This window comes from Martelella lutilitoris, assembly GCF_016598595.1.
Classification (GTDB): domain Bacteria; phylum Pseudomonadota; class Alphaproteobacteria; order Rhizobiales; family Rhizobiaceae; genus Martelella; species Martelella lutilitoris_A.
The window spans coordinates 286905-311305 of the sequence record NZ_CP066786.1 but is presented as its reverse complement, the minus strand read 5'-3'; the positions used below and the strand labels follow the sequence as shown (position 1 = coordinate 311305).

Below are 24401 nucleotides of genomic sequence, written 5' to 3'. Positions count from 1 at the left end.
GCCCTCAATGCCTGATCCGGTTGCCGTGCGAAAACACCGAGAACCCGTCGCCGCGGGCGCTGGCGACAAGCGTTATGCCGGCCCTTTCAGCCGTCTCGACCGCAAGCGCGGTCGGCTGAGAAACGGCGATCAGCACCGGCGCGCGGGCGAAGGCCGCCTTCTGCACCATTTCCACGGACAGCCGGCTGGTGACGACGAGAGCGCCGCTGCCGGCCGTCTCCCCCTTGCGCATGAGCGCCCCGATAAGCTTGTCGAGCGCGTTGTGGCGGCCGACGTCTTCGCGCACTGCCGGCATGCCCGCGTCCGGCCGGAAGATGCCGGCCCCATGCACGGCGCGCGTCTTCTCAAAAACCGGTTGACGACCGGAAAGCGCCGTTACCGCCCGGTCGACGTCGCTGAAGGTCATCGTAAAGTCATCGCCTTCGAGCGCTGGCACAGGCCGCATCGCGGCATCGATGCTTTCCAACCCGCACAGCCCACAGCCGACCGGCCCTGCCATCGAGCGGCGGCGTGCGGCAAGCGCGGCAGAGCGGTCTTCCACGAGTGATATCTGCAGGTCGATTCCGGTCTCGAAGTGAACAGCCTCTACGCCGAGGATCTCGTCCGGATGACGGACAATGCCTTCCGTCAGACTGAAACCATAGGCGAGATCGGCAAGGTCGGCAGGGGTGGCCATCAATACGGCGTGGGACGAGCCGCCATAGCTGAGGGCCACAGCCGTTTCGGCGGCAAGCGCCTCCGGAGTGCGCGCCTGGCTGCGGCTTCCGACGCAAAAAAGCGGCGCTCGTGCAAGCGCGGCAGGCGGCATCCCGTCAGCCATTGTCCATCACCGCTGCGACACGGCGCGTCCTGCTTTCGTCCCGAAACATCGTTGCAATCAGCGCAAGGGAAGACGAAAGTTCGATTTCGGAGGACGCAGCGAGCGCCACGCGGATTGCCGGGGCGGAAGGCTCGCGCCCGGCGCGGAACGTGGCTCCGGCGGCAACGGCGACGCCGCGCTGGCGCGCGCGATCGACGAAGGCGGCCTCGTTCGTGCCTTCGGGCAGCGGGATCCACACATGAAGCGCGCCCGGCGTCATGGCGCAGTCAATGCCCGCCAGTTCCTTCTCGGCGATCGCCCGGCGGCGCTTCAGCGCCATACGTTGCCAGTTGACCAGTTCCATCGCCGTGCCGTCGACGATCCAGCGGCTGGCGATCTCGGCCATCACCGGGGTCGCGATCCAGTTGGCCGCGAGATAGCGGTTGGAAACGGCGGCCGCATACCGGTCCGGGGCGACTAGGAAACCACATCTGAGGCCGGGAATCGTGTTCTTCGACAGGTCGGTCATGTAGAGCGTGCGCTCCGGCGCGAAGGCGGCGACCGGCGGCGGCCGGTTTTCCACCAGCGGGCCGAGCACGTCGTTTTCGATGACGGCGAGGTCGAACCTGCGCGCGATTGCCGAGATCGCCCGGCGGCGCGGCGCGCTCATCAGCGTGCCCCGCGGGCCGGCTGCCGAGGGTTGCAGGAAGATCGCCTTCAGGCGTTTTCGCGCCGCCAGCGCCTCGAGCGCGGCGGGCACTATTCCATCGGAATCGACATCGACCGGCTGCAGATCGATGCCGAGATAGCCGGCAAGCGGTCTCGCCATCGGATGGGTCAGATCTTCTGCCGCCATGGCCGAGCCCGGCGGCGCGACGCTCATGAAGGCCGCCGTCATCGCATCGCTCGAACCGTTGGTGACGGTAATTCCGTGCGGCGGAGCCTTCAGGCCGCAGGCCGCGAGCCAGTTGACGCCCGCCATGCGGTAACGCCGGAAAAGCGCGTTCGGTATCATTGAAAAGGCAAGGTCCGGCGGCATGGTGGCGCCGAGTTCGGCAAAGGCATTGCGGAAACGGGCAAGACTGCGGCTCTCGCACACCGGTTTCAGGATGGAGAGATCAACGACGCCGGATGTCCCTTCGGTCAGATGCGGCCGCTCGGGCGCATTCGACGCCGCCTTGATATAGGAGCCGCGCCCGACCTCGCCGGTGACGAGCCCCCGTCGGGAAAGCTCCTCATAGGCGCGGGAGACGGTCTGGACGGAAATCTTCAGGTCAGCCGCCATCTGCCGCTGCGGCGGCAGCCGCATTCCGTCGATCAGCAGGCCGTCGCGGATGGCGCCGGCGATCTGTTCGGCAATGGAGAGATAGGCCGGTCGCTTGATCAGCCTCGGATTGGGACGCCATTTGGTCATGCCCCATCGTGCGGCAAATCATATCAATTGACAATGGGTCAACCGGGACGGTGGAGACGCGATGGCGTCACAAGTCATTGAAACAGGAGTGTCTTTACCACCGTCCGGGTGAGGCCGGCGGCCAAAATCAGTGCAATTGGTTAAGGCAATGTGAAAGCCGGTCAGGTGCCGAGGCTCTCGATCTTGGTACAGAGCCAGTCCGACAGCTTCAGCGAGGCAGCGGCAGCCGCCACCATCTGCGGCAAGGTCAGCCACTCCAGCGTCCACGCCGCGCCCGAGCGCTCCTGCTCATGCACCAGCGCCATGTGCATGGCCGAAAGCTGCGCGGCGTTGAAGCGCGACAGCGACACCAGCACCTCGGCCGTCACCGGATTGCGCTTGCCTTCGATATCGGAGGATTCCCCGCCGCCGGAAAGCTCGATTTCCTCGCCCATCTCGGCAAGCAGCGCAATGTCGAGGCCGAATTTGCCGAGGCTTCCGGTGATCTGCGACATGGCGGAGGCGAATTCGGCGATCACATTGCGCTGGTTCTGCCACTGCGGCGCGTCGATCAGTCCGAGAAGGTCGGCCAGCATGGCCCGCACCTCCACAGCCTGCTCCGGCAGCCTGTGCAGCGTGCCAACCGCGCCGCCGAATTGTACGGCGAAGAGCTGCCCGTCGAGCCTCAGGAGAAACTGCCTCAAATACAGCACCGGCTCGCGCCAGGATCGCAGCCGGTCGGAAACGGAGATCGGCATGGCCGGCTGCATGCGGGTGCGCCCCATCAGCGTGCGTTCGCCAAAGCGTGAATCGAGCGTTTCCATGCGCTGGAACAGGTGATCGAGCCGGTCGATCAGGAGCGTCGACACTGCCGACAGCCGCATCATCAGCGAGGTATCGATGACATCCTGGCTGGTCGCGCCGAAATGCACATGGTCCGCCGCATCCGGTCCCACGGCCGCGCGGAGCTGGCGCACAAGATCGGGCACGACAATGCCGTCGCGGCCGGTCGCAATCTTCAGCGCCTCGATATCCGGTGAAAAGGAGGCACAGACCTCGCCAATGCGCGCCGCTGCCGCTTCCGGAATGACGCCGGCACGGGCCTCGGCCTCGGCGAGCGCCGCCTCGAAGGCCAGCATGGCCTTGATTTCCGCGTCGAGTGAAAAGAAGGCGGCAACCTCGTCGTCGCCCACCAGGCCCGAAAGCACGGGATGATCAAATGCAGAATAACTCATGGATTGCGATCGCTTGCTACTGGAAACAGCAGGAGGGCGGAACCATCCCGACCGACACGGGTGCCGTAACGACCGGCACCGGCCTCACATTGCGACAATGAGGCGGCGAGCGCAAGACCAGAGCCCCGTTTTCGCCCGCGCAGACAAAGAAGGCGGCCAGTGGCCGCCTTCCGATACGATGCTGTCGCGCGGGTTACTTCCAGTCGCGAATATCGACGAAGCGACCTTCGATGGCGGCGGCGGCGGCCATTGCGGGCGAGACCAGATGGGTGCGGCCCTTGTAGCCCTGGCGGCCTTCGAAATTGCGGTTCGATGTCGAGGCGCAGCGTTCTTCCGGCTTCAGCCGGTCGTCATTCATGGCAAGGCACATGGAGCAGCCCGGCTCGCGCCATTCGAAACCGGCCTCGAGGAAGATCTTGTCGAGGCCCTCGGCTTCCGCCTGTTCTTTCACCAGGCCCGAGCCCGGCACGACCATGGCGTTGACGCGATCAGAAACCTTGCGGCCCTTGGCGACGGCAGCAGCGGCGCGGAGATCCTCGATGCGGCCATTGGTGCAGGAACCGATGAAGACGCGGTCGAGTTCGATATCGGTGATCTTCGTCCCGGGCGCCAGGCCCATATATTTCAGCGCCCGCCATTTGGAGGCGCGCTTGGTCTCGTCGGCGATATCGTCCGGGTTCGGCACTTCGCCGGTCACCGCGATCACGTCTTCCGGCGAGGAACCCCAGGAGACGATCGGCGGCAGGTTGGCGGCATCGAGCGTGACGACGCGGTCATATTCCGCACCCTCGTCCGTCGTCAGCGATTTCCAGTATTCGACGGCCCGGTCCCAGGCCTCGCCCTTCGGCGCGCGCGGGCGTTCCTTGATATAGGCGAAGGTCTTTTCGTCCGGCGCGATCAGGCCGGCGCGGGCGCCGCCCTCGATGGTCATGTTGCAGACGGTCATGCGGCCTTCCATGGAAAGATCGCGGATAGCCTCGCCGGCAAATTCGATGACGTGGCCGGTGCCGCCGGCCGTGCCGATCTCGCCGATGATCGCCAGGATGATGTCCTTGGCGGTGACGCCTTCCGGCGCCTTGCCGTCGACGCGCACCAGCATGTTCTTGGCCTTCGACTGGATCAGCGTCTGGGTGGCGAGCACATGCTCCACCTCTGACGTGCCGATGCCATGCGCCAGCGCGCCAAATGCGCCGTGCGTCGAGGTGTGGCTGTCGCCGCATACGATCGTCATGCCCGGCAGGGTGAAACCCTGTTCCGGCCCGACGATGTGGACGATTCCCTGGCGCTTGTCCTTCTCGGAGTAATATTCAACGCCGAAATCAGCGGCATTCTGGGCAAGGGCCGCCACCTGGATGCGGCTTTCCTCGTTCTTGATGCCGTTGACGCGGTCCGGCGTGGTCGGAACGTTGTGGTCGACGACGGCCAGCGTCTTCAGCGGCGCATGAACCGTGCGGCCGGCGAGCCTCAACCCCTCAAAGGCCTGCGGGCTGGTCACTTCATGGACCAGATGACGGTCGATATAGATGAGACAGGTGCCGTCATCCTGGCTGTCCACCAGATGATCGTCCCAGATCTTGTCATAGATTGTGCGAGCCTTGCTCATGATTTCTTAAACCCATTTTTCGATGAACAGGAAAGGGCGCGGTTGCCCGCTGCCGGCATTGCTTTTCAACAAGCGTCAGCTAAGTCGGGCGTTGAGCGCGCCGGAAATCATCGCAAAGAAGCGGCTCGGCAGGCGCTTTCTGTCCTGCAGCACGAAGGGCCTGAAGGAAACGGCCGCGCTCTTTCTGTCAATGATCCTCATGGGCCGGTCTTTACCAGCTTTCTCGGGCTCCGGCAATCATTTACGAGAATGGTTCAAAACTGGCCCCGGACGTGACTCGCACGCGCTTTCAGAAAGACGAGAAGGGGGTCGGCCGACATCCCGCGGCTTTCGTGCCACTCCGCCACGTCTTCATCGTCAAAGACGAAGCGGTCTCGACCCTTGGCGGTCGAGGCGAGCACGGGTGTGGCAATGGAACCCAGGATCATCGGGTTGCCGGCGCCTGCCACAATGGCGCGTGTAAGAGACATTTCTACTCCGTATAACCACAACCGGAAAAAGATGATTGCAGCTTCACAATTCAAGGGAGCACGGAGATAGGAAGCGATTCCGGCTTTTTCTTGTCAAACCCGGCGGATGGATCGCAAAACGCAAAGAAGCCGCCCGAAGGCGGCTTCCCGAAACGATTTCAAAAGCGAAAATGGCTTATTCGCTCTTGGCTGCCGCTGCAGCTTCCTTCTCCGCCTTGGCGGCGGCGCGGGCGGCGGCTGCTGCCTCGCGGGCCTCGTCGTTGAGGCGGCGCGAACGAACGGAGGTGTTTTCGGCGATACGGGCCGACTTGCCGCGACGGTCGCGCAGGTAGTAGAGCTTCGCGCGGCGAACCTTACCGCGGCGGATCACTTCGACGCCCTCGACCTGGGGGGAGTAAACGGGGAATACGCGCTCGACGCCTTCGCCGTAGGAAATCTTGCGAACGGTGAAGTTCTCGTGGATGCCGCCGCCGGAGCGGGCGATGCAGACGCCTTCGAAGGCCTGCACGCGGGTGCGGGTGCCTTCCGTAACGCGGACGTTAACGCGCACGGTGTCGCCGGCTTCAAACGGGGGAAGTTCGCGCTGTTCGGCAATACGCGCGGTTTCTTCAGCTTCGAGCTGCTCGATGATGTTCATCGGTCTAACCTCTTGATATCTTGCTTTAACGGCCAGAGCGCTCGACAATCATCCTTCGGTCAATGCCTCCGGATTTGCCTTGTCTTCAAGGCAGGAGCGTTACGCGGTTCTTCATTTGGGCAACCGGAAACACCGGTCAGGGCGGGCCTATAGACGTTTTTTTGGCCTTTGTCACCCCTTATTGCGGGGTTTTACGGCCGCAAACGCATCGGATTACGCCCACTCGGTCCGCAACAGCCCCATCATCACGGTGTCCCAGCGCTCATTGTCATAGCGCGCCGAGGAACGGCGTATGCCTTCCTTTGCGAAGCCAAAGGCGAGATAGGCGCGGATTGCCGCGGCGTTGTTGTCATAGACATTGAGTTCGACCCGCATGATGCCGGGCTCCCTGAAGGCTTCCTCCACCAGAAGGGCAAGCAGCGGCCGGGACAAGCCCTTGCCCCGGAATTCGGGGGCAATGGCGATGCGGCAGAGCCTGGCGACGCCGTTCAGCCGGTCGAAGACGATCTGGCCGTGGCCCGCGACGGTGTCTGCGGTTCTGGCTGTAAAGCACACAAGCGCAGGCTTTGAGCCCAGCATGTCTGCGGACCCTTCGCAAAGCTGGTCATAGCAGAAGGGAAAGGGAAGCTGCGTGCCGCCCCAAAGGGCGGCCCCCCGGGCATCCGCAAACCAGCCGGCCACGGTGTCGAAATGCGAGCGAGAGAACGGTTCGAGCTGCAGGTCTTCAGTCGGCATCCTTGCCACTCCCATCGAGAAGATCGGGCCGCCGCTCAGCCGTCAGCCGCAACGCCTCATCATGGCGCCATTTGTCGATGGCCGCGTGATTACCGGAAGTAAGAACCTCCGGGATCCCCTCCCCTTCCCATTCCGCAGGACGGGTATAATGCGGGTGCTCCAGCAGGCCGTTCTCGAAACTCTCATGCGTGCCGGAAAGCGCATTACCCATCACGCCCGGCAGCACCCGGACCACGGCATCAAGCAGAACGAGCGCCGCCGGCTCGCCGCCGGAAAGGACATAGTCGCCGATGGAGACCTCCTCGAGGCCGCGCTTGTCGATCACACGCTGGTCGACGCCTTCGAAGCGGCCGCAGACGATGACCGCGCCCGGCCCTTCGGCCAGTTCGCGCACCCGCGCCTGGGTCAGCGGCTTTCCGCGCGGGCTCATCAGGAGGCGCGGACGGCCATCATTGGCGGAGACGGCGTCGATCGCGCGCGCCAGGATGTCCGGCCGCAGCACCATGCCCGCGCCGCCGCCCGACGGTGTATCGTCGACGCTGCGGTGACGATCCTCGGCAAAATCGCGGATGTTCACGGCTTCCAGCGACCATTGCCCGCGCTCGGCCGCCCGGCCCGCAAGCGATGTGCCGAGATGACCGGGGAACATCTCCGGATAGAGCGTCAGAACGGTGGCCTTGAAGGACATCGCGGCGTTACCGGTCGTCCGGATTGGGAAAGTCCGGCGCATCGTCATCGCCGTCGTCGACGAGACCGGCGGCCACCGGATCGATCAGCACGCGGCGGTCCTCGAAGTCGATCTCCAGCACGGCGCTCTCGTTGAACGGGATCAGCACCGGGCGACGGCCCGGCCCCTTCAGCTCCAGAAGATCGCCAGCGCCGAAATCGAAGATCGCACTGATCGCGCCATAGCTGTTGCCGGCGTCGTCGAAGACATCGAGGCCTTCGAGGTCGGCGTAGAAATATTCCTCGTCCTCAAGTTCGTCATCGGGCAGGTTGTCGCGCTCGATATAGAGATTGAGGCCGCGCAGCGCTTCCGCTGCCGTGCGGTCGTTCACGCCGCGAAAGCGGATGACGATCATGTTGTTCTTGCCCGGGCGCGTCTCGAGGATCTCGAACACGCGGCCGTCCTCGGCATGGAGATTGCCATAGTCGCCGACGGTCAGGGGGTTTGCGGTAAAGCAGCGCACCCTGACATCGCCGCGCAGTCCCTGGGCCGCGCCAATGGTCGCCATCAGGATCGGGTCATTGAGCTTTGCCATCGTCATTCTTTCCTGCCGTTTATGGCTATCTATGCCCTTTTGACGCAAAGGAAAAGGCCGGACGCAGGCGTCCGGCCTCAGATCAATGCCTGAGAGCCGCTCTTCCCCCCGAGGGGGCGTCAAACGGCTGACGGCAATCCCGCTTATTCCGAAGCTTCGGCAGCGGCTTCAGCGGCAGCGGCGGCTGCTTCCTCGGCCTTCTGCTTCTTCTCGGCAACGCGCTCTTCGGCCTTCTTGCCGGGCTTCGCCTTGTTCGGGTTGTTGCGGGCCTTGCGCTCGGCAATGCCGGCTTCGGCGAGGAAGCGCAGCACGCGGTCGGTCGGCTGGGCGCCGGTTCCAAGCCAGTACTTCACGCGCTCTTCATCGAAGACGACGCGGTCTTCCGCATCCTTCGGCAGCATCGGGTTCCAGTGGCCGAGCTTCTCGATGAAGCGGCCGTCACGGGGCGAACGCTCGTCGGCGGCAACGATGTGGTAGTAGGGGCGCTTCTTGGAACCGCCACGGGCGAGACGAATCTTGATTGCCATTTTGTTTTCTCCTTAAAGGCATTTCTGTCGGACCGCAGTCCATTCGTTTGTGGTTCCCGCTGCCTGCAACCACGCTCTGGCCGGCGCACGGGGCATTCTCAATGACCGGAGGACCGGCCTATTTCTCCTGACCGCCATGCTGGGCGGCGATCTGCTCATGATGCCGGATGACTTCCTTGATGATGAAGTTCAGGAAGGTCTCGGCAAAATCGGGGTCGAGATCGGCGCTTTTGGCCAGGTCCCTCAACCGCGAAATCTGTTGTTCCTCTCGCGCCGGATCGGCCGGCGGCAGGTCGTGTTCGGCCTTCAGGTGCCCCACCGCCTTGGTGCAGCGGAACCGTTCGGCCAGAATGTGAACCAGCGCGGCATCGAGATTGTCGATCGACTGGCGATACTGAAGAAGTTGCTCCTTCGGGGTCATGCCGTTTTCTCCAGCAGCATCTCGGGCGGCAGGTGACGGTAGACGACCGCGTCCCTGCCATAGATTTCGAGCCTCTTCTCGGCCGTCGCGCCGAGGCGCTCCGCCAGGCGAATGGACGGCGCGTTGTCCGGCTCGATCAGGCTCATCACCGTCGGCCATTTCAACGCGTCATAGACATAACGGAGCGCCCGCGACGCCGCCTCGAAAGCATAACCCTTGCCGTAATGCTCAGACAGCAGCGCCCAGGCAATCTCGGGCTCGGGCATGTCGGCGGGATGCCAGGGGCCGCAAAAGCCGACAAAACGTCCCGTATTCTTCTCTTCCAGAGCCCATTCGCCGAAACCATTCAGGACCCAGTGCCCCGCATAGGCGGCAAGCCTGCGCCACGCATCGCCCTTCGAAAGCGGTCCGCCATAGTAGAACGACCGCTCATCGGCGAAGAAAGCCGCCATCGGCTCAAAATCTTCGCGCTGAAAGGCGCGCATGACCAGTCTTTCGGTTTCCAGAACAGGGACGACAGTCACTTCTTCTTGCCCTTTCCGAAACCGCCGAAGCCGCCGCCGAGACCGGGAAGCTTCGGCCCGCCAAGGCCCGGCAGACCGCCCGATGGCATGCCGCCTGCGCCGCCGAGGCTGCCGGCCTTCTTCTCGAGTTCGGCCAACTGGTTGGCATCGAGCTTGGAGAGGTCGGGCATGCCGCCCATGCCTCCGGGCATGCCGCCGCCGCCCATCATGTTCATCATCTGCTTCATCTTGCCCTTGCCCTTGCCGCCCATGGCTTTCATCATGTCGGACATCTGGCGGTGCATCTTCAGAAGCTTGTTGATATCGGCAGCAGAGGTGCCGGAGCCGGCGGCAATGCGCTTCTTGCGCGAGTTCTTCAGGACATCGGGGTGGGCGCGCTCATACTTCGTCATCGAGGAGATGATCGCGAGCTGGCGCTTGAACACGCTGTCGTCCATGCCGGCGGCGGCCATTTTTTCCTTCATGCCGCCCATGCCGGGCATCAGGCCCATAATGCCGCCCATGCCGCCCATGTTCTGCATCTGCTTCAGCTGCTCGGCCATGTCGTCGAGGTCGAACTTGCCCTTGGCCATCTTCTCGGCCATGGCTTTCGCCTTTTCGGCGTCGATCGTCTCCGATGCCTTTTCCACCAGCGAGACGATATCGCCCATGCCGAGAATGCGGTCGGCGATGCGCTTGGGGTGGAATTCCTCCAGCGCATCCATCTTTTCGCCGGTACCGATCAGCTTGATCGGCTTGCCGGTGACCGCGCGCATGGAAAGCGCCGCACCGCCGCGCCCGTCGCCATCCATACGGGTCAGGACGAGGCCGGTAATGCCGACGCGTTGATCGAAATTGCGGGCGAGATTGACGGCGTCCTGACCGGTCAGGCTGTCGGCCACCAGAAGGATTTCGTGCGGATTGGCCTGTTTGCGAATATCCGCCATCTCGACCATCAGCGGCTCGTCGATATGGGTGCGGCCGGCGGTATCGAGAATGACGACGTCATGGCCGCCGAGCTTTGCCGCCTGCACGGCGCGCTTTGCGATGGCGACCGGATCCTGGCCCTTGATCACCGGCAGCGTGTCGACCGAAGTCTGCTCGCCGATCTGCTTCAGCTGCTCCTGGGCGGCCGGACGGCGCGTGTCGAGCGAGGCCATCAGCACCTTCTTGCGGTCGCGATTGGTCATCCGCGCCGCGATCTTGCCGGTGGTCGTCGTCTTGCCCGAGCCCTGCAGGCCGACCATCATGATGACGACCGGCGCGGGGGCGTTGAGATCGAGCGTGACGCCCTCCGAGCCGAGCATTTCGACCAGCTCGTCATGGACGATCTTGACGACCATCTGGCCGGGCTTGATCGATTTCAGCACTTCCGCGCCGACGGCCTTTTCGCGCACGCGGGCGGTAAAATCGCGCACAACCTCCAGCGCGACGTCAGCTTCCAGAAGCGCGCGGCGAACTTCGCGCAGCGCAGCCGAAACATCGGCTTCCGAAAGCGAGCCGCGGCCGGTTAGTCCCTTGAGGACGGAACCAAGGCGGTCCTGGAGGTTTTCAAACATAGCCCAATCCCTTTTCGTTTCGCATTTCGCGAAACGTTGGCACCTCTGCCGGCAAATGCAAGACGCAAAGCAAAATTCCATCCGAGGGCGCGTCGCGCTGTCGGATGTTGACCTCCGGGCTCTCTTTATACCTTTGCGGGGCCCGGTCGGCGGCTGAACGTCTTCACTGTCAGCAGATTTGGGGCGATAAACCCCAAGATTGCGGCAAAGTCAAGCCTTTGTGAGTCCTTTCGCCGATTTCAGGGTCTGGAACTTTTTACGGCCCGGCGCATATATCCGATGATATCCATGTCGACAATCAATGGTGGCCGGCGAACGCCGGATCAACCGAAAGGGCCTTTCATGATCCCCACGCGCGTGCGTCTGCAGAAGAAGAACCGCTATTATACCGGACCGAAAAGCGATCATTTCGACGGCACACTGTTCTTCAACCCCGACGGCATGAACCCGCCCGGCCTTGCCGAGGTCGTCAAATGGCAGCTTGCCCACAAGCGCACGCCCTGGCCGAAGGAAGTCTCCTGCCGCTATGCGCCGCACAAGCCCGACGCGCTTGTCACCGGCAAGGGGATGCGCGTGACGATGATCGGCCATGCGAGCCTCTTGATCCAGGTTGCCGGCGTCAACATCCTGACCGACCCGGTATTTACCAAGCGCGTCAGCCCGTTTGACTCCGTCGGTCCGAAGCGCGTCTGCCCGCCGGGCGTCCTGCTCGATGACCTGCCGAAGATCGATGTCGTGCTGATCACCCACAACCACTACGACCATCTGAGTCATGCCTGCCTGAAACGCCTTCAGGCCGATCACGCGCCCCGGATTATCGCGCCGCTCGGCAATGACACGGTGATCCACCAGAAGGTGCCGGATGCGGATGTGACCGTGCTCGACTGGGGAGATCAGGCGCCGCTTCCCGGCGGCGTCAATGTGTTTGCCGAGCCCTGCCACCACTGGTCGGCGCGCGGCGTCACCGATCGGCGCATGGCGCTCTGGGCCGCCTTCGTGCTGGAGACGCCCGCAGGCCGCATCTATCACATCGGCGACACGAGCTTTCACGAGGGGCGCAACTACCGCGCGGCGGCCGAGAAATACGGCGGCTTCCGACTCGCCAACCTGCCGATCGGCGCCTATGAGCCGCGCTATTTCATGAAGAACGAGCATCAGGACCCGGTGGAAGCGGTCAAGGGGTTCGAGCTCTCCAAGGCCGCCTATGCCGCAGGCCACCATTTCGGCACCTTCCAGCTCACCGATGAAGGCCATGACGATCCGGTCAGGCTGTTGAAGGCCGCCCTTTCCGATGCCGGCATCGATGAGGACCGCTTCCGTCCGCTGGAGCCCGGCGAGGCTTTTGACGTGCCGGAGGTCGATTGACCCCCTTACGGTTTCAGCCGCGCGATCCGTTTCGGATCGGTCATATAGCGCACCGCATCTCGCCCGACCCAGGCCTTCGCGCGGTCGTCGCTGGCCGCGAGTTTCTCCGCAAGCGCCAACGCAGCCCTGTGGCAGCGGGTATTGCGCATGCCGATATTGCGCAGCGCCCAATTGACCGCCTTCTTCACGAAGTTCCGCCCGTCCGCGGCATGCGCTTCGATCAGCGGGAAGAGCGCCAGGAAGCTTTCGTCCGGCTCCTTCTTCCGGTGGACGGCCGCGCCCGCGATCATCGCAAAAGCGGTCCGGCGCACGAATTCACGGTCATCCTCGGCGAAGGCGGAGACAAGGGCCGCGTCAAACCGCGCCTCGACAAACAGATCGGCTGCAAGATCGACCATTTCCCAGGAGGCAAAATCGCCGGCGAGCGCAAGCATGTCCTCCTGCGTCAGTTCAGCCGGATCAAAGGTCAGCAAGGCCAGCATCCTCGCCTCGCGCACCGGGCTTTGCCAGAGCGCCGCCGCCCGCGCATGGTTCACGCCGACAGCCTTGGCGATCTGCCGCAGTTCGGGGTTGGAAAGGCCGATGGCCGTGTCGGTCCTGATGCCGACGCGCTCCATCTCCGCAAGCCGCGCGGGATCGGCCGTGGCTTCAAGGACTGCGACAACATCTTCCGCCGATGACTGTGGCGTCAATTCCATCCTCATCTCCCTGTTGCAGACTCACCGCCCAGCAAGCGACGCTTCCGTCGATGACGCGCCCTCGCGCTTTTTCAGCGCGTGTTCGCGCCAGATGGTGAAGACGCCGGCGCCGACGACGGTGAGTCCGCCGGCAATCATATGCACGGTCAGTTGTTCCTTGAACACCAGAACGCCGAACAGCGAACCATAGACGAGCTGCATATAGGTGATGGTCTGCACCGTCACGGCTTCGGTCACCGCAAGCGCCCGGATGAGGAGATAGTGCCCTGAAATACCGGTGAAACAAAGCGCGACAAGCCAGCCCCAGTCGGCAAGCGGCACATCCTCCCAGAAGAACGGGCCGATGAGGCTTGTCAGCACCATGCCCACCACGCCGGTATAAAACAGGCTCACCTCCGGCGCGTCATAGCGCCCGGCAAGGCGCGTATAGAGCGAATAGAGCGCGAAGGTGAAGCAGCAGCCGACCGGCACGAGCGTTACCAGCGAGAACTGTTCGCCCAAGGGATCGATGACGATCAGCACGCCGAACAGGCCGACGATGATCGCGAGCCAGCGCCGCCAGCCGACACGCTCGCCGAGTAGCGGCACCGAAAGGAGCGCCACCACCAGCGGCGCCGCCATGAATATCGCCTGGCTCTGGGCAAGGCCGACAAGGGCAAAGGAGACGATCGAGACCAGGATTTGCGCCACCAGAAGAAAGCTGCGCCATATCTGCAGGACGGGATGACGGGTCACCGCCCCCGCCCTGAAACCGCCCGGCGCGCGGGCCGCCAGGATGATCACGAACAGGCCGAAGGCCCAGAAGCGCACCATGGCGATGAAGAACGGCGAATAGAGCGGGCCGAGATGACGGGTGATCGCGTCCTGGATCGCAAAGATCGAGACCGCGCCGAAGGCAAGAACTGCGCCGGAAAGCTTCATGTGGCCGCTCCCTCGCGGCAGCGATCAACAGGAGCGACGGGCCGGCCGGCCGGCAAACCGGCCACCTTCGCGGCAAAAACAGGAACTGGCATCTTCAGAACTTTCGAGAGGCATGGCGCCGGCATGTGTCCGGTCCATGGCTGGCGCAAGGATATTTCGGGAAACGCAAGGGGTAGCCGAAACGTTCACTTCCGGGGGAGGATTTTCCCGACACTACACATCAACGGGGCCGGCGCAAAGGCCGCCTTGGACCTATAGCGTTCGGTGCGCGCGTTTTTTCCCGATCCGCAGCCGCACGGACTGGTGACGGCCGCGGATTTGCCCCATATAACGCCAGAAACAATGACGGAGCCCTTCGATGGCGGACAGCACGAACACGGTGCGCATGGAGCGCATGAACGGTCTTGGCAACAAGATCCTCGTCATCGACATGCGCGGCCGCGCCGACAAGGTGACGCCGCAAGCCGCGATCCGGCTTGATGCCCATCCCGATACCGAGTTCGACCAGATCATGGCGCTTTACGATCCGCGCGAGGACGCGCCGGACGGCTGGATCGACATCCTCAATTCCGACGGTTCGATGGCGCAGGCCTGCGGCAACGGAACGCGCTGCGTGATCGATTACCTTTCACGCGAAACCGACGAGGATCGTTTTGCCTTCCGCACCATTGCCGGCGCGCTCCTTGCAGAGCGGCTTTCCGACGGGCTGATCTCCGTCGACATGGGCGCGCCGATCTTCGACTGGGAGAAGATCCCGCTTGCAGGCCCCGCCGCCGACACGACCCATGTCGCGCTTCCCGAACCGCATGAGGCCGACCCGGCGCTGCAGCGCTTTTCCGCCGCCTCCATGGGCAATCCCCATGCCGTGTTCTTCGTGCCGCGCGCTGTCGACAGCTACGACATTCTTGCCTTCGGGCCCCGCTACGAGCGTCATCCGCTGTTTCCCGAACGCGCCAACATCTCGCTGGCGCAGGTCACCTCGCCTTCCTCGCTGTCGCTGAAGACCTTCGAGCGCGGCGCCGGCCTGACGCTCGCCTGCGGCTCGGCCGCCTGCGCCGCCGCCGTCTCAGCCGCCCGCACCGGCCGCACCGGCCGCAAGGTCACCGTCTATCTGCCCGCCGGCGCGCTGGAAATCGACTGGCGCGAGGATGACGACCACGTGGTCATGACGGGCCCGGCGGAACATGAATGGTCCGGCAGGGTGGATCCGGCAACGGGCGAATGGGAGCGCTGAGGAACTCAGCTTTGCTCCTCGACACGCCTAGCCACATCCTGCTTTGACCCCTGCCCTTTCAATCGCCGGCCTTTTGCGCCATATAGCCGTCAAACCGGAACAACAGCGCCAGCAATGACCCTGAAAACCCTGACCTTCGGCTGCAGGCTGAACACCTATGAGAGCGAAGTCATGCTCAAGGCGGCGCAAGAGGCGGGCCTTGGCGATGCCGTTCTGGTGAACACCTGCGCGGTGACGGGCGAGGCGGTGCGCCAGGCGCGCCAGGCGATCCGCCGGGCTCGGCGGGAAAACCCGGATGCGCGCATCATCGTCACCGGCTGCGCGGCGCAGACGGAGAAGGAAACCTTTGCCAATATGGCCGAGGTCGATGCCGTGCTCGGCAATGCCGAGAAACTGACGGCCGAGAGCTACCGGGCCCTGCCGGATTTCGGCGTTTCGGCGGAAGAAAAGGTCGTCGTCAACGACATTATGAGCGTGACGGAAACCGCGCCGCAGATGGTCGAAAGCATTGACGGGCATGTGCGCGCCTTCCTGCAGGTGCAGAATGGCTGCGACCACCGCTGCACCTTCTGCATCATTCCCTATGGCCGCGGCAATTCCCGCTCCGTGCCGATGGGCGCCGTGGTCGAGCAGGCGCGCAAGCTTGCAGAGCAAGGCTATCGCGAAATGGTGCTGACCGGCGTCGACGCCACCTCCTATGGCGCGGACCTTCCCGGCCAGCCGACGCTCGGCCTTCTGGCAAAGACGCTGCTGAAACAGGTACCGGAGATTGCCCGGCTGAGGCTTTCCTCGATCGACAGCATCGAGGTCGACCGGCACCTTTTTGATCTGATCGCCGACGAGCCGCGCTTCATGCCGCATCTGCACCTGTCGCTGCAGCACGGCGACAACCTGATCCTCAAGCGGATGAAGCGCCGGCATTCGCGCGACGACGCGCTCGCCTTCATGGCCGAGGCAAGGCGACTGCGCCCGGACATGGCCTTCGGCGCGGATTTCATCGCCGGCTTTCCCACCGAGACCGAAGAGCATTTTGAAAACACCGTGCGGCTGGCCGAGGACGCCGGGATCGCGCATCTCCATGTCTTCCCCTACAGCCCCCGGCCCGGAACGCCGGCCGCCCGCATGCCCCAGCTTGACCGTGCGCTGGTGAAGGAACGGGCAAGGCGGTTGCGCGAGACAGGAGACGCGCTCAGGGCGCGCCATCTCGACGGGCTGGTCGGCACGACCCAGACCGTGCTCTCCGAGCGCGGCGAAACCGGCCATGCGGAAAACTTCGCAGCCGTGGTCATGCCGGGGTTCAAGCCCGGCCGTTTCGTCAGCGCCCGCATGACCGGCCATGACGGCAGAAGGCTTCAGGCAACATTCGCGGACGCTTGAGGCCTTGCGCCCTGCCGGCTTGCGTTGACTGTGCGTTGACAAGGTGCTTCGGGGCACGGGATAAGGAACCGCACAACGGCAAGAACAGGACAGTATTCCCATGGCCCTCGGCTTCATGAAAAACGTCTTCACCTTCGGCAAAAAGGAACAGAAGCCGCAGGAAGATCAGGTCGTCGCGCCTGAGGAGGAAACCGAAGCGCCCGAGACCGCGACGACGGAACCGGAAGAGGCCGAAGGCGCCATCACCGAGGCCGTAAGCAGCGATCCCTGGGATGATGACAGCATTGTCGGCGGTGTCGTCGGCCGGTCTTCCGAGGAGCCGGAAAAAGAGCCTGCCGGCGAAGCCCCCGAGACCTCCGCCCAGGCAGAAGAGCCTGTCGCCGCGACGCCGGTCGAGGCACCGCCTGAGGCCGCGGAAGAGCCGGTCCCCGCCCCGAAAAAGAACCAGGGCTTCGAAATCACCGCCGGTCCGACGCCCGAAGCGCCAAAGCCGCAGCCGACGAAGAAACTCTCCTGGTTCCAGCGATTGAAGGCCGGTCTGTTCCGCACCTCGCAACAGCTTTCCGGGCAGATCACCGCACTCTTCACCAAGCGCAAGCTGGACGAGGAGGCGCTGGAGGAACTGGAAGACCTGCTGATCCAGGCCGATCTCGGCATCGAGACCGCGATGCGCATCACCGATACGCTTTCGGCCGAACGCTATGGACGCGATGTCACCGGCAAGGATGTGACCCGCATCATGGCCGACGAGATCACCAAGGTGCTGCAGCCGGTGGCAAGGCCGCTGGCGCTTGACCTGTCAAAAAAGCCGCATGTCATTCTCGTCGTCGGCGTCAACGGCACCGGCAAGACCACCACGATCGGCAAGCTTGCCGCCAAGCTGACGCGCGCCGGCCTCAAGGTGACGCTCGGCGCCGGCGACACGTTCCGGGCCGCGGCCATCGAACAACTGAAGATCTGGTCGGACCGCACGGGCGCCGAATTCGTCGGCACCAAGTTGGGGGCCGATGCCGCCGGCCTTGCCTATGACGCCCTCAAGCGCGGCCAGGAAAACGGCTCGGACGTCGTCATCATCGATACGGCGGGACGGCTTCAGAACAAGGCCGAACTGATGGACGAACTGGCCAAGATCGTCCGCGTGCTCGGCAAGCTCGATCCGGACGCGCCGCACACCGTGCTGCAGACGCTCGATGCCACCACCGGCCAGAACGCCATGAGCCAGGTGGAGATCTTCCGCAATATCGCCGGCGTATCCGGTCTCGTCATGACCAAGCTCGACGGCACGGCCCGCGGCGGCATTCTGGTGGCGATCGCGGCAAAGCACAAACTGCCGGTCTATTTCATCGGCGTCGGCGAGGGGATCGACGACCTCGAACCCTTCGAGGCGGAGGAGTTTGCCCAGGCCATTGCCGGCACCCCGGAAGAAGAAGAGGCATAAAACGCGCGCGCCCGTAAAATGGCCGCTTTTGGGGTTGAAGGGACGCCGCTCCCATATGATATGAGCCGACGATGCCATCCATGAGAAACGACAGGTTATGAGCGACAGCAGCCCTAAAAAACTGACGACCGAACAGAAGGAAGAGCCGTTCCTGAAGCTTGTCTTCGAGCTCGGGCCGCTGATGATCTTCTTCTTCGCCAATCTGCGCGGCGAATGGCTGATGAAAACCGTCCCGGCTCTTGCTGCCTTCGGCACCCCGCTTCTGGTGGCAACCGCCCTGTTCATGGCGGCAACCGTGATCTCGCTCGTCGCCTCGCGCATCTTCATGGGCAAGGTGCCGATCATGCCGCTCGTCTCCGGCGTCGTCGTGCTGGTGTTCGGGGCGCTGTCGATCTGGCTGCAGGACGAGACCTTCATCAAGATGAAGCCGACCATCGTCAACGGGCTTTTCGCCGCCGTCCTGCTCGGCGGCCTTGTTTTCGGCCGCTCGCTGCTCGGCTACGTGTTCCACTCCGCCTTCAGGCTGGATGACGAGGGCTGGCGCAAGCTGACGCTCAGATGGGGCCTGTTCTTCGTCTTCCTGGCAATCATCAACGAGGTTGTCTGGCGCAATTTTTCCGCCGATGTCTGGGTCAACTTCAAGGTCTGGGCGACGATGCCGATCACCATCGCCTTCACCCTTGCCCAGATGCCGCTGATCATGCGTCATTCGGTCGAGCCGATCGGCGAGGAAAAGAAGGACGAGGGCTAGCGCATCGGCTCACAGCGCCGGCGCCGATCACAGCCGTCGGCCGGCCAGATCGTTTTCCGTATTGTCCACATAGGCGCCGACATCGCGGTCGGCGGGATAGAAGTCGAGATAGCGCCGCCAGACCGCAAGCGCGGCCTCGGGCCGCCCGGTGCGGTCGAGGATCGTCGCCATCAGGCCAAGCCCGCCGAAATCGCGCGGTTCCAGCGCCAGCGCGCTGCCGATATCGTCCATCGCCCGGTTCAGGTCTCCATGGGTATAGTGGATGACGGCGCGCTTGCGGTAGGCCGCGGGCTCGTCGGGCCGAAGCGCGATCGCCTCCGACAGGAAGTCAAGAGCCGCCGCCGTGCGGCCATCGGCCTCCGCCGCGTCCGACCATTCGATCAACAGCGAGACCGTGGCGCTTGGCGAACGGTCGAGATAATCGTCAATCTCCTTGGCAAAGGCCGCCGCCTCGTCGGAATCCCGGGTACGGGCAAGCCGACGATACATCGCGTCGAGCGGATCCGCCGGCGCTTCGACTGCCGCCTCGCCGCCATCACGCGCTTGCGCGGGGGCAGCTGGCGCCGCCAAGGGCGCAAGCGAAAACAGCATCAGGAATACAGGCATAAAAAAGCGCATGACGGGATGGTATCCCGTCATGGCGAAAATTCAAACAGATATTGCCCCGGCCCCATCACGGACCGGTGAACGCAATCAGCCCTGGCGGGCCTTGAAGCGCGGGTTCTGCTTGTTGATGATGTATACTCGGCCCTTGCGGCGCACCAGACGGTTTTCCCGGTGACGGGACTTGAGCGCCTTGAGCGAATTCTTGATCTTCATGTTTTCGATCCGCTGTTTGTGCCGCTCTCGACTGATCAGTAAAGGCGGTCTGTTTCAACATTCAAAAGCGCGCCGGAATGGGGCGCGCTTGGCTGTGGCCGGTTCCTAGCGAAAGGCCGGGCGAAAGTCAACCGTTCCGGCCGTTTTCGTGGCGTTGAAGCACGGTGACGTGGCCCATCTTCCGCCCCGGCCGGGTCTCGGCCTTGCCGTAGAGGTGGACGAGCGCGCCCGGCGTCATCATGTAACGCGGAATATCATCCATATCGTCGCCGACGATGTTGTACATCACGCAGTCACTGTGGCGCGCCGGATCGATCAGCGGCAGGCCGCAGACGGCGCGGATATGCTGCTCGAACTGCGAGGTGACGCAGGCCGCCTCGCTCCAGTGGCCGGAATTGTGCACGCGCGGGGCAAACTCGTTTGCCAGCAGCCGTCCGTCGCGGGCGACGAAAAGCTCCAGTCCGGCAACGCCGACATATTCCAGCGCCGAGAGCAGCTTTTCGGCGACGATCTTTGCCTTTTCGATCACGTCATCGTCAACCCGCGCCGGTACGCGCGAGACCCTCAGAATGCCGCCGCTGTGCTCGTTTTCCGCCGGATCGAACGCGATGAAGCCGCCATCCATGCCGCGCGCGGCGATGACCGAAATCTCGCAGGCAAAATCGATCCATTCCTCGAAGATCGCCGGCGCGCCGCCAAGAGCTTCAAAGGCGGCTCCGGCATCGTCTCCCGCACCGGCGAAGACCCACTGTCCCTTGCCGTCATAGCCGAAGCGGCGCGTCTTCAACACGCCGCGCCCGCCGAAGCGCTGCAACGCGGCATCGAGATCGGCGCGGGTATCAACCGCGTGGAAACCGGCCGTCGGAATGCCGCACTCATTGAGAAAGGACTTTTCGGCCAGCCGATCCTGCGAGATCGACAGCGCGCGGGCCGGCGGGTAGACCGGTCGCTCGGCGGCAAGAAGGGCGGCGCTCTTTTCCGGCACATTTTCGAATTCATAGGTGATGACATCGCAATGGGACGCAAGCTCGCCAAGCGCGCGCTCATCGTCATAAGCCGCGACGATATGGTCGTTTGCCACCTGAGCCGCCGGGCAATGCGGATCCGGCTCCAGAATGACGGTGCGGATCGAAAGCCGGGCTGCGGCCATGGCCAGCATGCGGCCGAGCTGGCCGCCGCCGATGATGCCGATGGTTCTCATGGGCCTATTCGTCCTTGTCGATGGGATATTCTGCGACATGGGCCGCCTGGCGGGCGCGATAGTCATCGAGCCTTCCCGCAAGCTCCGGATCCGTCAGCGCCAGCACGGCGGCGGCCAGAAGCGCCGCGTTGACCGCGCCCGCCTTGCCGATCGCCAGGGTTCCGACAGGAATGCCCGCCGGCATCTGCACGATCGAAAGCAGGCTGTCCTGGCCGGAAAGCGCGCGCGACTGAACCGGAACGCCGAAGACCGGCAGCGGCGTCAGCGCGGCCAGCATGCCCGGCAGATGCGCCGCCCCGCCCGCGCCGGCAATGATGATCTGGAAGCCTTCTGCGCGCGCGCCGCGCGCGAAATCGTAAAGCCGGTCCGGCGTGCGGTGCGCGGAGACGATACGGGCATCGTAGTCGACATCGAGAATGTCGAGCGTGTCGGCGGCATTCTTCATCGTTTCCCAGTCGGACTGGGAGCCCATGACGATGGCGACTTTTGGGTTCATGATCGGGCTCATCGGCTTCCGTTTCGGTCGTGGTTCCAATTATGGCGAAACCGGGCCGGGGTCTTTGCGCGTCGGGGTTTGAAACCGGTCCACGCCTTTCACACCCGACGCTCCGGGCTACGGTCAGTTGCGGCAAAAGCCTGCCCGCAAAGGCCTTAGCATCATTCGATTTCGGTGAAAAGCAAGCGATTGCCGCGTGACAGCGCAGACATTGAAAATGCCGCCGGAAAATCACATTTCCGCCTTCGACAAGCGTCACGAAACATGGCATGATTTTTTTGCAAATTGATGACGAGGCGCCGCATCCTGCGGCGATAAACGAAGGAAGGACGTGCGAAAATGACAGTTCAGACCCACCTTGCCGCCCTGGAGGAAAAACACTCCGCGCTCGAAAAAGAGCTGCAGAGCGTGATGTCCTCGCCGTCAAGCCATGATGAGGAAATCAACGAACTCAAACGCAAGAAGCTTCAGCTCAAGGACGAGATCGAGCGCCTTCAGCACTCGGCGAACTGATCAGCTGGCCTTTCCGTGAAATGCAAAGCGCCCCGGTTTATCAACCGGGGCGTTTTTTTGTGAACGGCTTTGCGAAAGGGCCTCGGGGCCGTCGCCGCCTCAGGTCTTTTCCGCCTTTTTCATGACGCCGACGCGCAGCATCACCTCGCGGGGAATATCATAGGTCGATGTCAGGTGATGGTCGGTCCTGAGCCCGAGATAGTCACGCTGGATGAAGAGCGCGAAGGCGCGATCGGCCGCCTCCTGCACCAGTTCATCTCGATCCTGGTTGGAGCCCGGCGTCTCGTCATGCCGCTTCAGGGCGGCGAGCGCCTCTTCCAGCCTGCGCCCGATCCGCCCCAGCGCCTGCGCGGTCTCCTGCATGATCTCGTATTGCAGGGCATCCATCCTGGGATCGAGCGGCTTGCTGTTCGTCCCGGGCAGTATGGGCGTCTTCTTTTCCATGGTCTTTTCCTTTGCCGCTTCCTCTTCCCAACATCGGAAGGCAGGCCGCCATCGTCAAGTTTGACGGCCAAAAAGAAAAACCGCCGGGCGTTGCCACCCGGCGGCTCGAACTTCAGTCGGTGCAAGCGGAACGCTTACTGGTCGTCGCGGTTCTTCAGAGCCGCGCCCAGGATGTCGCCGAGCGAAGCGCCACTGTCGGACGAACCGAACTGTGCCACGGCTTCCTTCTCCTCGGCGATTTCAAGCGCCTTGATGGAGAGCATGACCTTGCGGTCGCGCTTGGAGAAGTTGGTGACGCGGGCGTCGAAGACCTGGCCGACGGAGAAACGCTCGGGGCGCTGCTCGTCGCGGTCGCGGGCGAGGTCCGAACGACGGATGAAGGCCGAGATGTCGTCGTGGTTGACGAGCTTGACCTCGACACCGCCGTCGTTGACGGCAGTGACTTCGCAGGACACGACAGCACCCTTGCGCAGATCGCCGGAAGCGGCGGCTTCCGTCAGCGAATCCTTGCCGAGCTGCTTGATGCCGAGCGAGATGCGTTCCTTGTCGATATCGACATCGAGAACGACAGCCTTGACGACGTCACCCTTGTTGTACTCCTCGATGACCTGCTCGCCCGGACGGTTCCAGTCGAGGTCGGAGAGGTGCACCATGCCGTCGACATCGCCTTCGAGACCGATGAACAGGCCAAATTCGGTCTTGTTCTTGATCTCGCCTTCGACAACCGTGCCGGACGGATGCGAGAAGGAGAAGGCTTCCCACGGGTTTTCGAGCGTCTGCTTGAGGCCGAGCGAAATGCGGCGCTTGGCCGGATCGACTTCGAGCACGACGACATCGACGTCCTGCGTGGTCGACAGGATCTTGCCGGGGTGGACGTTCTTCTTGGTCCAGGACATTTCCGAGATGTGGATCAGGCCTTCGATGCCCGGCTCCAGCTCGACGAACGCGCCGTAATCGGTGATGTTCGTGACCGTGCCGGAAATCTTCTTGCCTTCCGGATACTTGGCCTGGATGCCATCCCACGGGTCCGCTTCAAGCTGCTTCATGCCCAGGGAAATGCGGTGCGTTTCCTGGTTGATGCGGATGATCTGAACCTTGACGTTCTGGCCGATGGACAGAAGCTCGGTCGGATGGTTGACGCGACGCCATGCCATGTCGGTGACGTGCAGCAGACCATCGATACCGCCGAGATCAACGAAGGCGCCGTAATCGGTGATGTTCTTGACGACACCCTCGACAACCTGGCCTTCTTCGAGGTTCTGGACGATTTCCGAACGCTGTTCCGCACGGCTTTCCTCAAGAACGGTCCGGCGCGAAACGACGATGTTGCCGCGGCGCTTGTCCATCTTCAGGATTTCGAACGGCTGCGGCGTGTGCATCAGCGGGGATACGTCGCGGATCGGACGAATGTCCACCTGGGAACGCGGCAGGAAGGCGATCGCACCGTCGAGATCGACCGTGAAGCCGCCCTTGACCTGGTTGAAGATCATGCCTTCGACGCGCTCGCCGGCCTCGAACTTGGCCTCGAGCTTGACCCATGCTTCCTCGCGGCGGGCCTTCTCACGCGACAGGACAGCCTCGCCCAGCGCGTTCTCGATGCGCTCGACATAGACTTCGACTTCGTCGCCGACCTTCAGCTCGCCATCCTTGCCGCGCGCGCCGAATTCCTTCAGTGGTACGCGACCTTCGACCTTCAGGCCGACGTCGATGATGGCCATGTCCTTTTCGATGGACGTGACCAGGCCCTTGGCAACATAGCCTTCGGCAAGATCATTGTTCGCGCCGAAGGATTCCTCGAGCATTGCGGCGAAATCGTCGCGCGTGGGGGTTTGTGCAGTCATGAAAACTCCTGGATCGTGTCCGTTCTCTTGAACCGAACACGCGTTGCGCCGGTGGCTGGTGTTGATCTTCGGCTGTCACCGCACCCCTCTTCGCCTTTTCGGGAAAGACAAAGAGCATTCCGGCGCATGGATGCAGTGAAAACCTTGATTTGCGGAGCC

General features: G+C 63.3%; 28 protein-coding genes. 6 read left to right on the top strand and 22 right to left on the bottom strand.

The annotated features are described in order from the left end of the window. Nucleotides 1-4: 4 nt before the first annotated feature. The 14 genes from fdhD to ffh all read right to left on the bottom strand — a co-directional run bounded on the left by fdhD (nt 5) and on the right by ffh (nt 11144). A complete protein-coding gene (gene fdhD, locus JET14_RS01500) occupies nt 5-820 on the bottom strand; it encodes a formate dehydrogenase accessory sulfurtransferase FdhD (protein ID WP_246750456.1) in 816 nt (271 codons plus the stop codon). Next, on the bottom strand, nt 813-2213 hold the full coding sequence (locus JET14_RS01495; protein ID WP_200336493.1) for a PLP-dependent aminotransferase family protein: 1401 nt from the start codon (nt 2211-2213) through the stop codon (nt 813-815). The genes fdhD and JET14_RS01495 overlap by 8 nt, the downstream gene beginning before the upstream one ends. A gap of 161 nt (nt 2214-2374) precedes the next feature. After that, nucleotides 2375-3427 carry a 3-carboxy-cis,cis-muconate cycloisomerase gene (locus JET14_RS01490; protein ID WP_200336492.1) on the bottom strand — a complete coding sequence of 351 codons (1053 nt, stop codon included), beginning with the start codon at nt 3425-3427 and terminating at the stop codon, nt 2375-2377. Nucleotides 3428-3620: 193 nt separating this feature from the next. Beyond that, nucleotides 3621-5030 carry a 3-isopropylmalate dehydratase large subunit gene (gene leuC, locus JET14_RS01485; RefSeq protein WP_200336491.1) on the bottom strand — a complete coding sequence of 470 codons (1410 nt, stop codon included), beginning with the start codon at nt 5028-5030 and terminating at the stop codon, nt 3621-3623. A 75-nt stretch (nt 5031-5105) separates the two neighbouring features. Further along, a complete protein-coding gene (locus JET14_RS22880; RefSeq protein WP_281285213.1) occupies nt 5106-5231 on the bottom strand; it encodes a hypothetical protein in 126 nt (41 codons plus the stop codon). A gap of 53 nt (nt 5232-5284) precedes the next feature. Beyond that, nucleotides 5285-5500 carry a hypothetical protein gene (locus JET14_RS01480; protein ID WP_200336490.1) on the bottom strand — a complete coding sequence of 72 codons (216 nt, stop codon included), beginning with the start codon at nt 5498-5500 and terminating at the stop codon, nt 5285-5287. 175 nt (nt 5501-5675) lie between these two features. Beyond that, the gene (rplS, locus tag JET14_RS01475; protein ID WP_024710089.1) at nt 5676-6137 is read right to left on the bottom strand and encodes a 50S ribosomal protein L19; all 462 of its coding nucleotides are present in this window, start codon (nt 6135-6137) and stop codon (nt 5676-5678) included. A gap of 213 nt (nt 6138-6350) precedes the next feature. Then, on the bottom strand, nt 6351-6872 hold the full coding sequence (locus JET14_RS01470) for a GNAT family N-acetyltransferase (RefSeq protein WP_200336489.1): 522 nt from the start codon (nt 6870-6872) through the stop codon (nt 6351-6353). Then, nucleotides 6862-7560, bottom strand: coding sequence for a tRNA (guanosine(37)-N1)-methyltransferase TrmD (gene trmD, locus JET14_RS01465; protein ID WP_200336488.1), 699 nt, complete (start codon nt 7558-7560; stop codon nt 6862-6864). Before trmD ends, JET14_RS01470 begins: the two co-directional genes overlap by 11 nt. Before the next feature lie 7 nt (nt 7561-7567). Next, on the bottom strand, nt 7568-8134 hold the full coding sequence (gene rimM / locus JET14_RS01460) for a ribosome maturation factor RimM (protein WP_200336487.1): 567 nt from the start codon (nt 8132-8134) through the stop codon (nt 7568-7570). A 143-nt stretch (nt 8135-8277) separates the two neighbouring features. Continuing rightward, a complete protein-coding gene (gene rpsP, locus JET14_RS01455; RefSeq protein WP_183487081.1) occupies nt 8278-8661 on the bottom strand; it encodes a 30S ribosomal protein S16 in 384 nt (127 codons plus the stop codon). Between the two features lie 118 nt (nt 8662-8779). Continuing rightward, nucleotides 8780-9082: a chorismate mutase gene (locus JET14_RS01450; RefSeq protein WP_183487079.1), complete on the bottom strand. Its 303-nt coding sequence runs from the start codon at nt 9080-9082 to the stop codon at nt 8780-8782. After that, complete coding sequence (locus JET14_RS01445) at nt 9079-9606, bottom strand: GNAT family N-acetyltransferase (RefSeq protein WP_200336486.1); 528 nt, start codon at nt 9604-9606, stop codon at nt 9079-9081. The genes JET14_RS01450 and JET14_RS01445 overlap by 4 nt, the downstream gene beginning before the upstream one ends. Further along, nucleotides 9603-11144 carry a signal recognition particle protein gene (gene ffh, locus JET14_RS01440; protein WP_200336485.1) on the bottom strand — a complete coding sequence of 514 codons (1542 nt, stop codon included), beginning with the start codon at nt 11142-11144 and terminating at the stop codon, nt 9603-9605. The genes JET14_RS01445 and ffh overlap by 4 nt, the downstream gene beginning before the upstream one ends. A gap of 342 nt (nt 11145-11486) precedes the next feature. Here ffh and JET14_RS01435 point away from each other — a divergent pair, with 342 nt between their 5' ends. Then, complete coding sequence (locus JET14_RS01435; protein ID WP_200336484.1) at nt 11487-12509, top strand: MBL fold metallo-hydrolase; 1023 nt, start codon at nt 11487-11489, stop codon at nt 12507-12509. Nucleotides 12510-12514: 5 nt separating this feature from the next. Here JET14_RS01435 and JET14_RS01430 read toward each other — a convergent pair whose 3' ends face one another. Next, nucleotides 12515-13207, bottom strand: a complete 693-nt coding sequence (locus tag JET14_RS01430) for a DNA alkylation repair protein (protein WP_200336483.1) — start codon at nt 13205-13207, stop codon at nt 12515-12517. Nucleotides 13208-13228: 21 nt separating this feature from the next. Continuing rightward, the gene (locus JET14_RS01425) at nt 13229-14128 is read right to left on the bottom strand and encodes a DMT family transporter (protein ID WP_200336482.1); all 900 of its coding nucleotides are present in this window, start codon (nt 14126-14128) and stop codon (nt 13229-13231) included. A gap of 358 nt (nt 14129-14486) precedes the next feature. Here JET14_RS01425 and dapF point away from each other — a divergent pair, with 358 nt between their 5' ends. The 4 genes from dapF (at nt 14487) to JET14_RS01405 (ending at nt 18928) form a co-directional block, all read left to right on the top strand. Beyond that, the gene (gene dapF, locus JET14_RS01420; RefSeq protein WP_246750450.1) at nt 14487-15362 is read left to right on the top strand and encodes a diaminopimelate epimerase; all 876 of its coding nucleotides are present in this window, start codon (nt 14487-14489) and stop codon (nt 15360-15362) included. A 114-nt stretch (nt 15363-15476) separates the two neighbouring features. After that, nucleotides 15477-16739 carry a tRNA (N(6)-L-threonylcarbamoyladenosine(37)-C(2))-methylthiotransferase MtaB gene (gene mtaB, locus JET14_RS01415; protein WP_200336481.1) on the top strand — a complete coding sequence of 421 codons (1263 nt, stop codon included), beginning with the start codon at nt 15477-15479 and terminating at the stop codon, nt 16737-16739. Between the two features lie 100 nt (nt 16740-16839). After that, nucleotides 16840-18177, top strand: a complete 1338-nt coding sequence (ftsY, locus tag JET14_RS01410) for a signal recognition particle-docking protein FtsY (RefSeq protein ID WP_200336480.1) — start codon at nt 16840-16842, stop codon at nt 18175-18177. Between the two features lie 97 nt (nt 18178-18274). Then, on the top strand, nt 18275-18928 hold the full coding sequence (locus tag JET14_RS01405) for a septation protein A (RefSeq protein WP_200336479.1): 654 nt from the start codon (nt 18275-18277) through the stop codon (nt 18926-18928). Between the two features lie 27 nt (nt 18929-18955). On the opposite strand, the gene JET14_RS01400 is transcribed toward JET14_RS01405, so the two are convergent. From JET14_RS01400 to purE, 4 genes are all read right to left on the bottom strand, one after another. Further along, nucleotides 18956-19546 carry a tetratricopeptide repeat protein gene (locus JET14_RS01400; RefSeq protein ID WP_200336478.1) on the bottom strand — a complete coding sequence of 197 codons (591 nt, stop codon included), beginning with the start codon at nt 19544-19546 and terminating at the stop codon, nt 18956-18958. 75 nt (nt 19547-19621) lie between these two features. Then, a complete protein-coding gene (gene ykgO, locus JET14_RS01395) occupies nt 19622-19747 on the bottom strand; it encodes a type B 50S ribosomal protein L36 (protein ID WP_018064355.1) in 126 nt (41 codons plus the stop codon). A 127-nt stretch (nt 19748-19874) separates the two neighbouring features. Next, nucleotides 19875-20948 (bottom strand): 5-(carboxyamino)imidazole ribonucleotide synthase, encoded by a 1074-nt coding sequence (locus JET14_RS01390; protein ID WP_200336477.1) that lies wholly within the window; start codon nt 20946-20948, stop codon nt 19875-19877. Nucleotides 20949-20952: 4 nt separating this feature from the next. Continuing rightward, nucleotides 20953-21444: a 5-(carboxyamino)imidazole ribonucleotide mutase gene (purE, locus tag JET14_RS01385; RefSeq protein ID WP_200336476.1), complete on the bottom strand. Its 492-nt coding sequence runs from the start codon at nt 21442-21444 to the stop codon at nt 20953-20955. Nucleotides 21445-21783: 339 nt separating this feature from the next. On the opposite strand from purE, the gene JET14_RS01380 reads away from it, so the two are divergent. Beyond that, a complete protein-coding gene (locus JET14_RS01380) occupies nt 21784-21957 on the top strand; it encodes a YdcH family protein (protein WP_200336475.1) in 174 nt (57 codons plus the stop codon). A 99-nt stretch (nt 21958-22056) separates the two neighbouring features. Here JET14_RS01380 and JET14_RS01375 read toward each other — a convergent pair whose 3' ends face one another. Together JET14_RS01375 and rpsA are read right to left on the bottom strand one after the other, a co-directional pair. Next, nucleotides 22057-22401 carry a DUF6665 family protein gene (locus tag JET14_RS01375; protein ID WP_200336474.1) on the bottom strand — a complete coding sequence of 115 codons (345 nt, stop codon included), beginning with the start codon at nt 22399-22401 and terminating at the stop codon, nt 22057-22059. A gap of 134 nt (nt 22402-22535) precedes the next feature. Further along, nucleotides 22536-24242 (bottom strand): 30S ribosomal protein S1, encoded by a 1707-nt coding sequence (rpsA, locus tag JET14_RS01370; protein WP_024707000.1) that lies wholly within the window; start codon nt 24240-24242, stop codon nt 22536-22538. Nucleotides 24243-24401 lie beyond the last annotated feature (159 nt).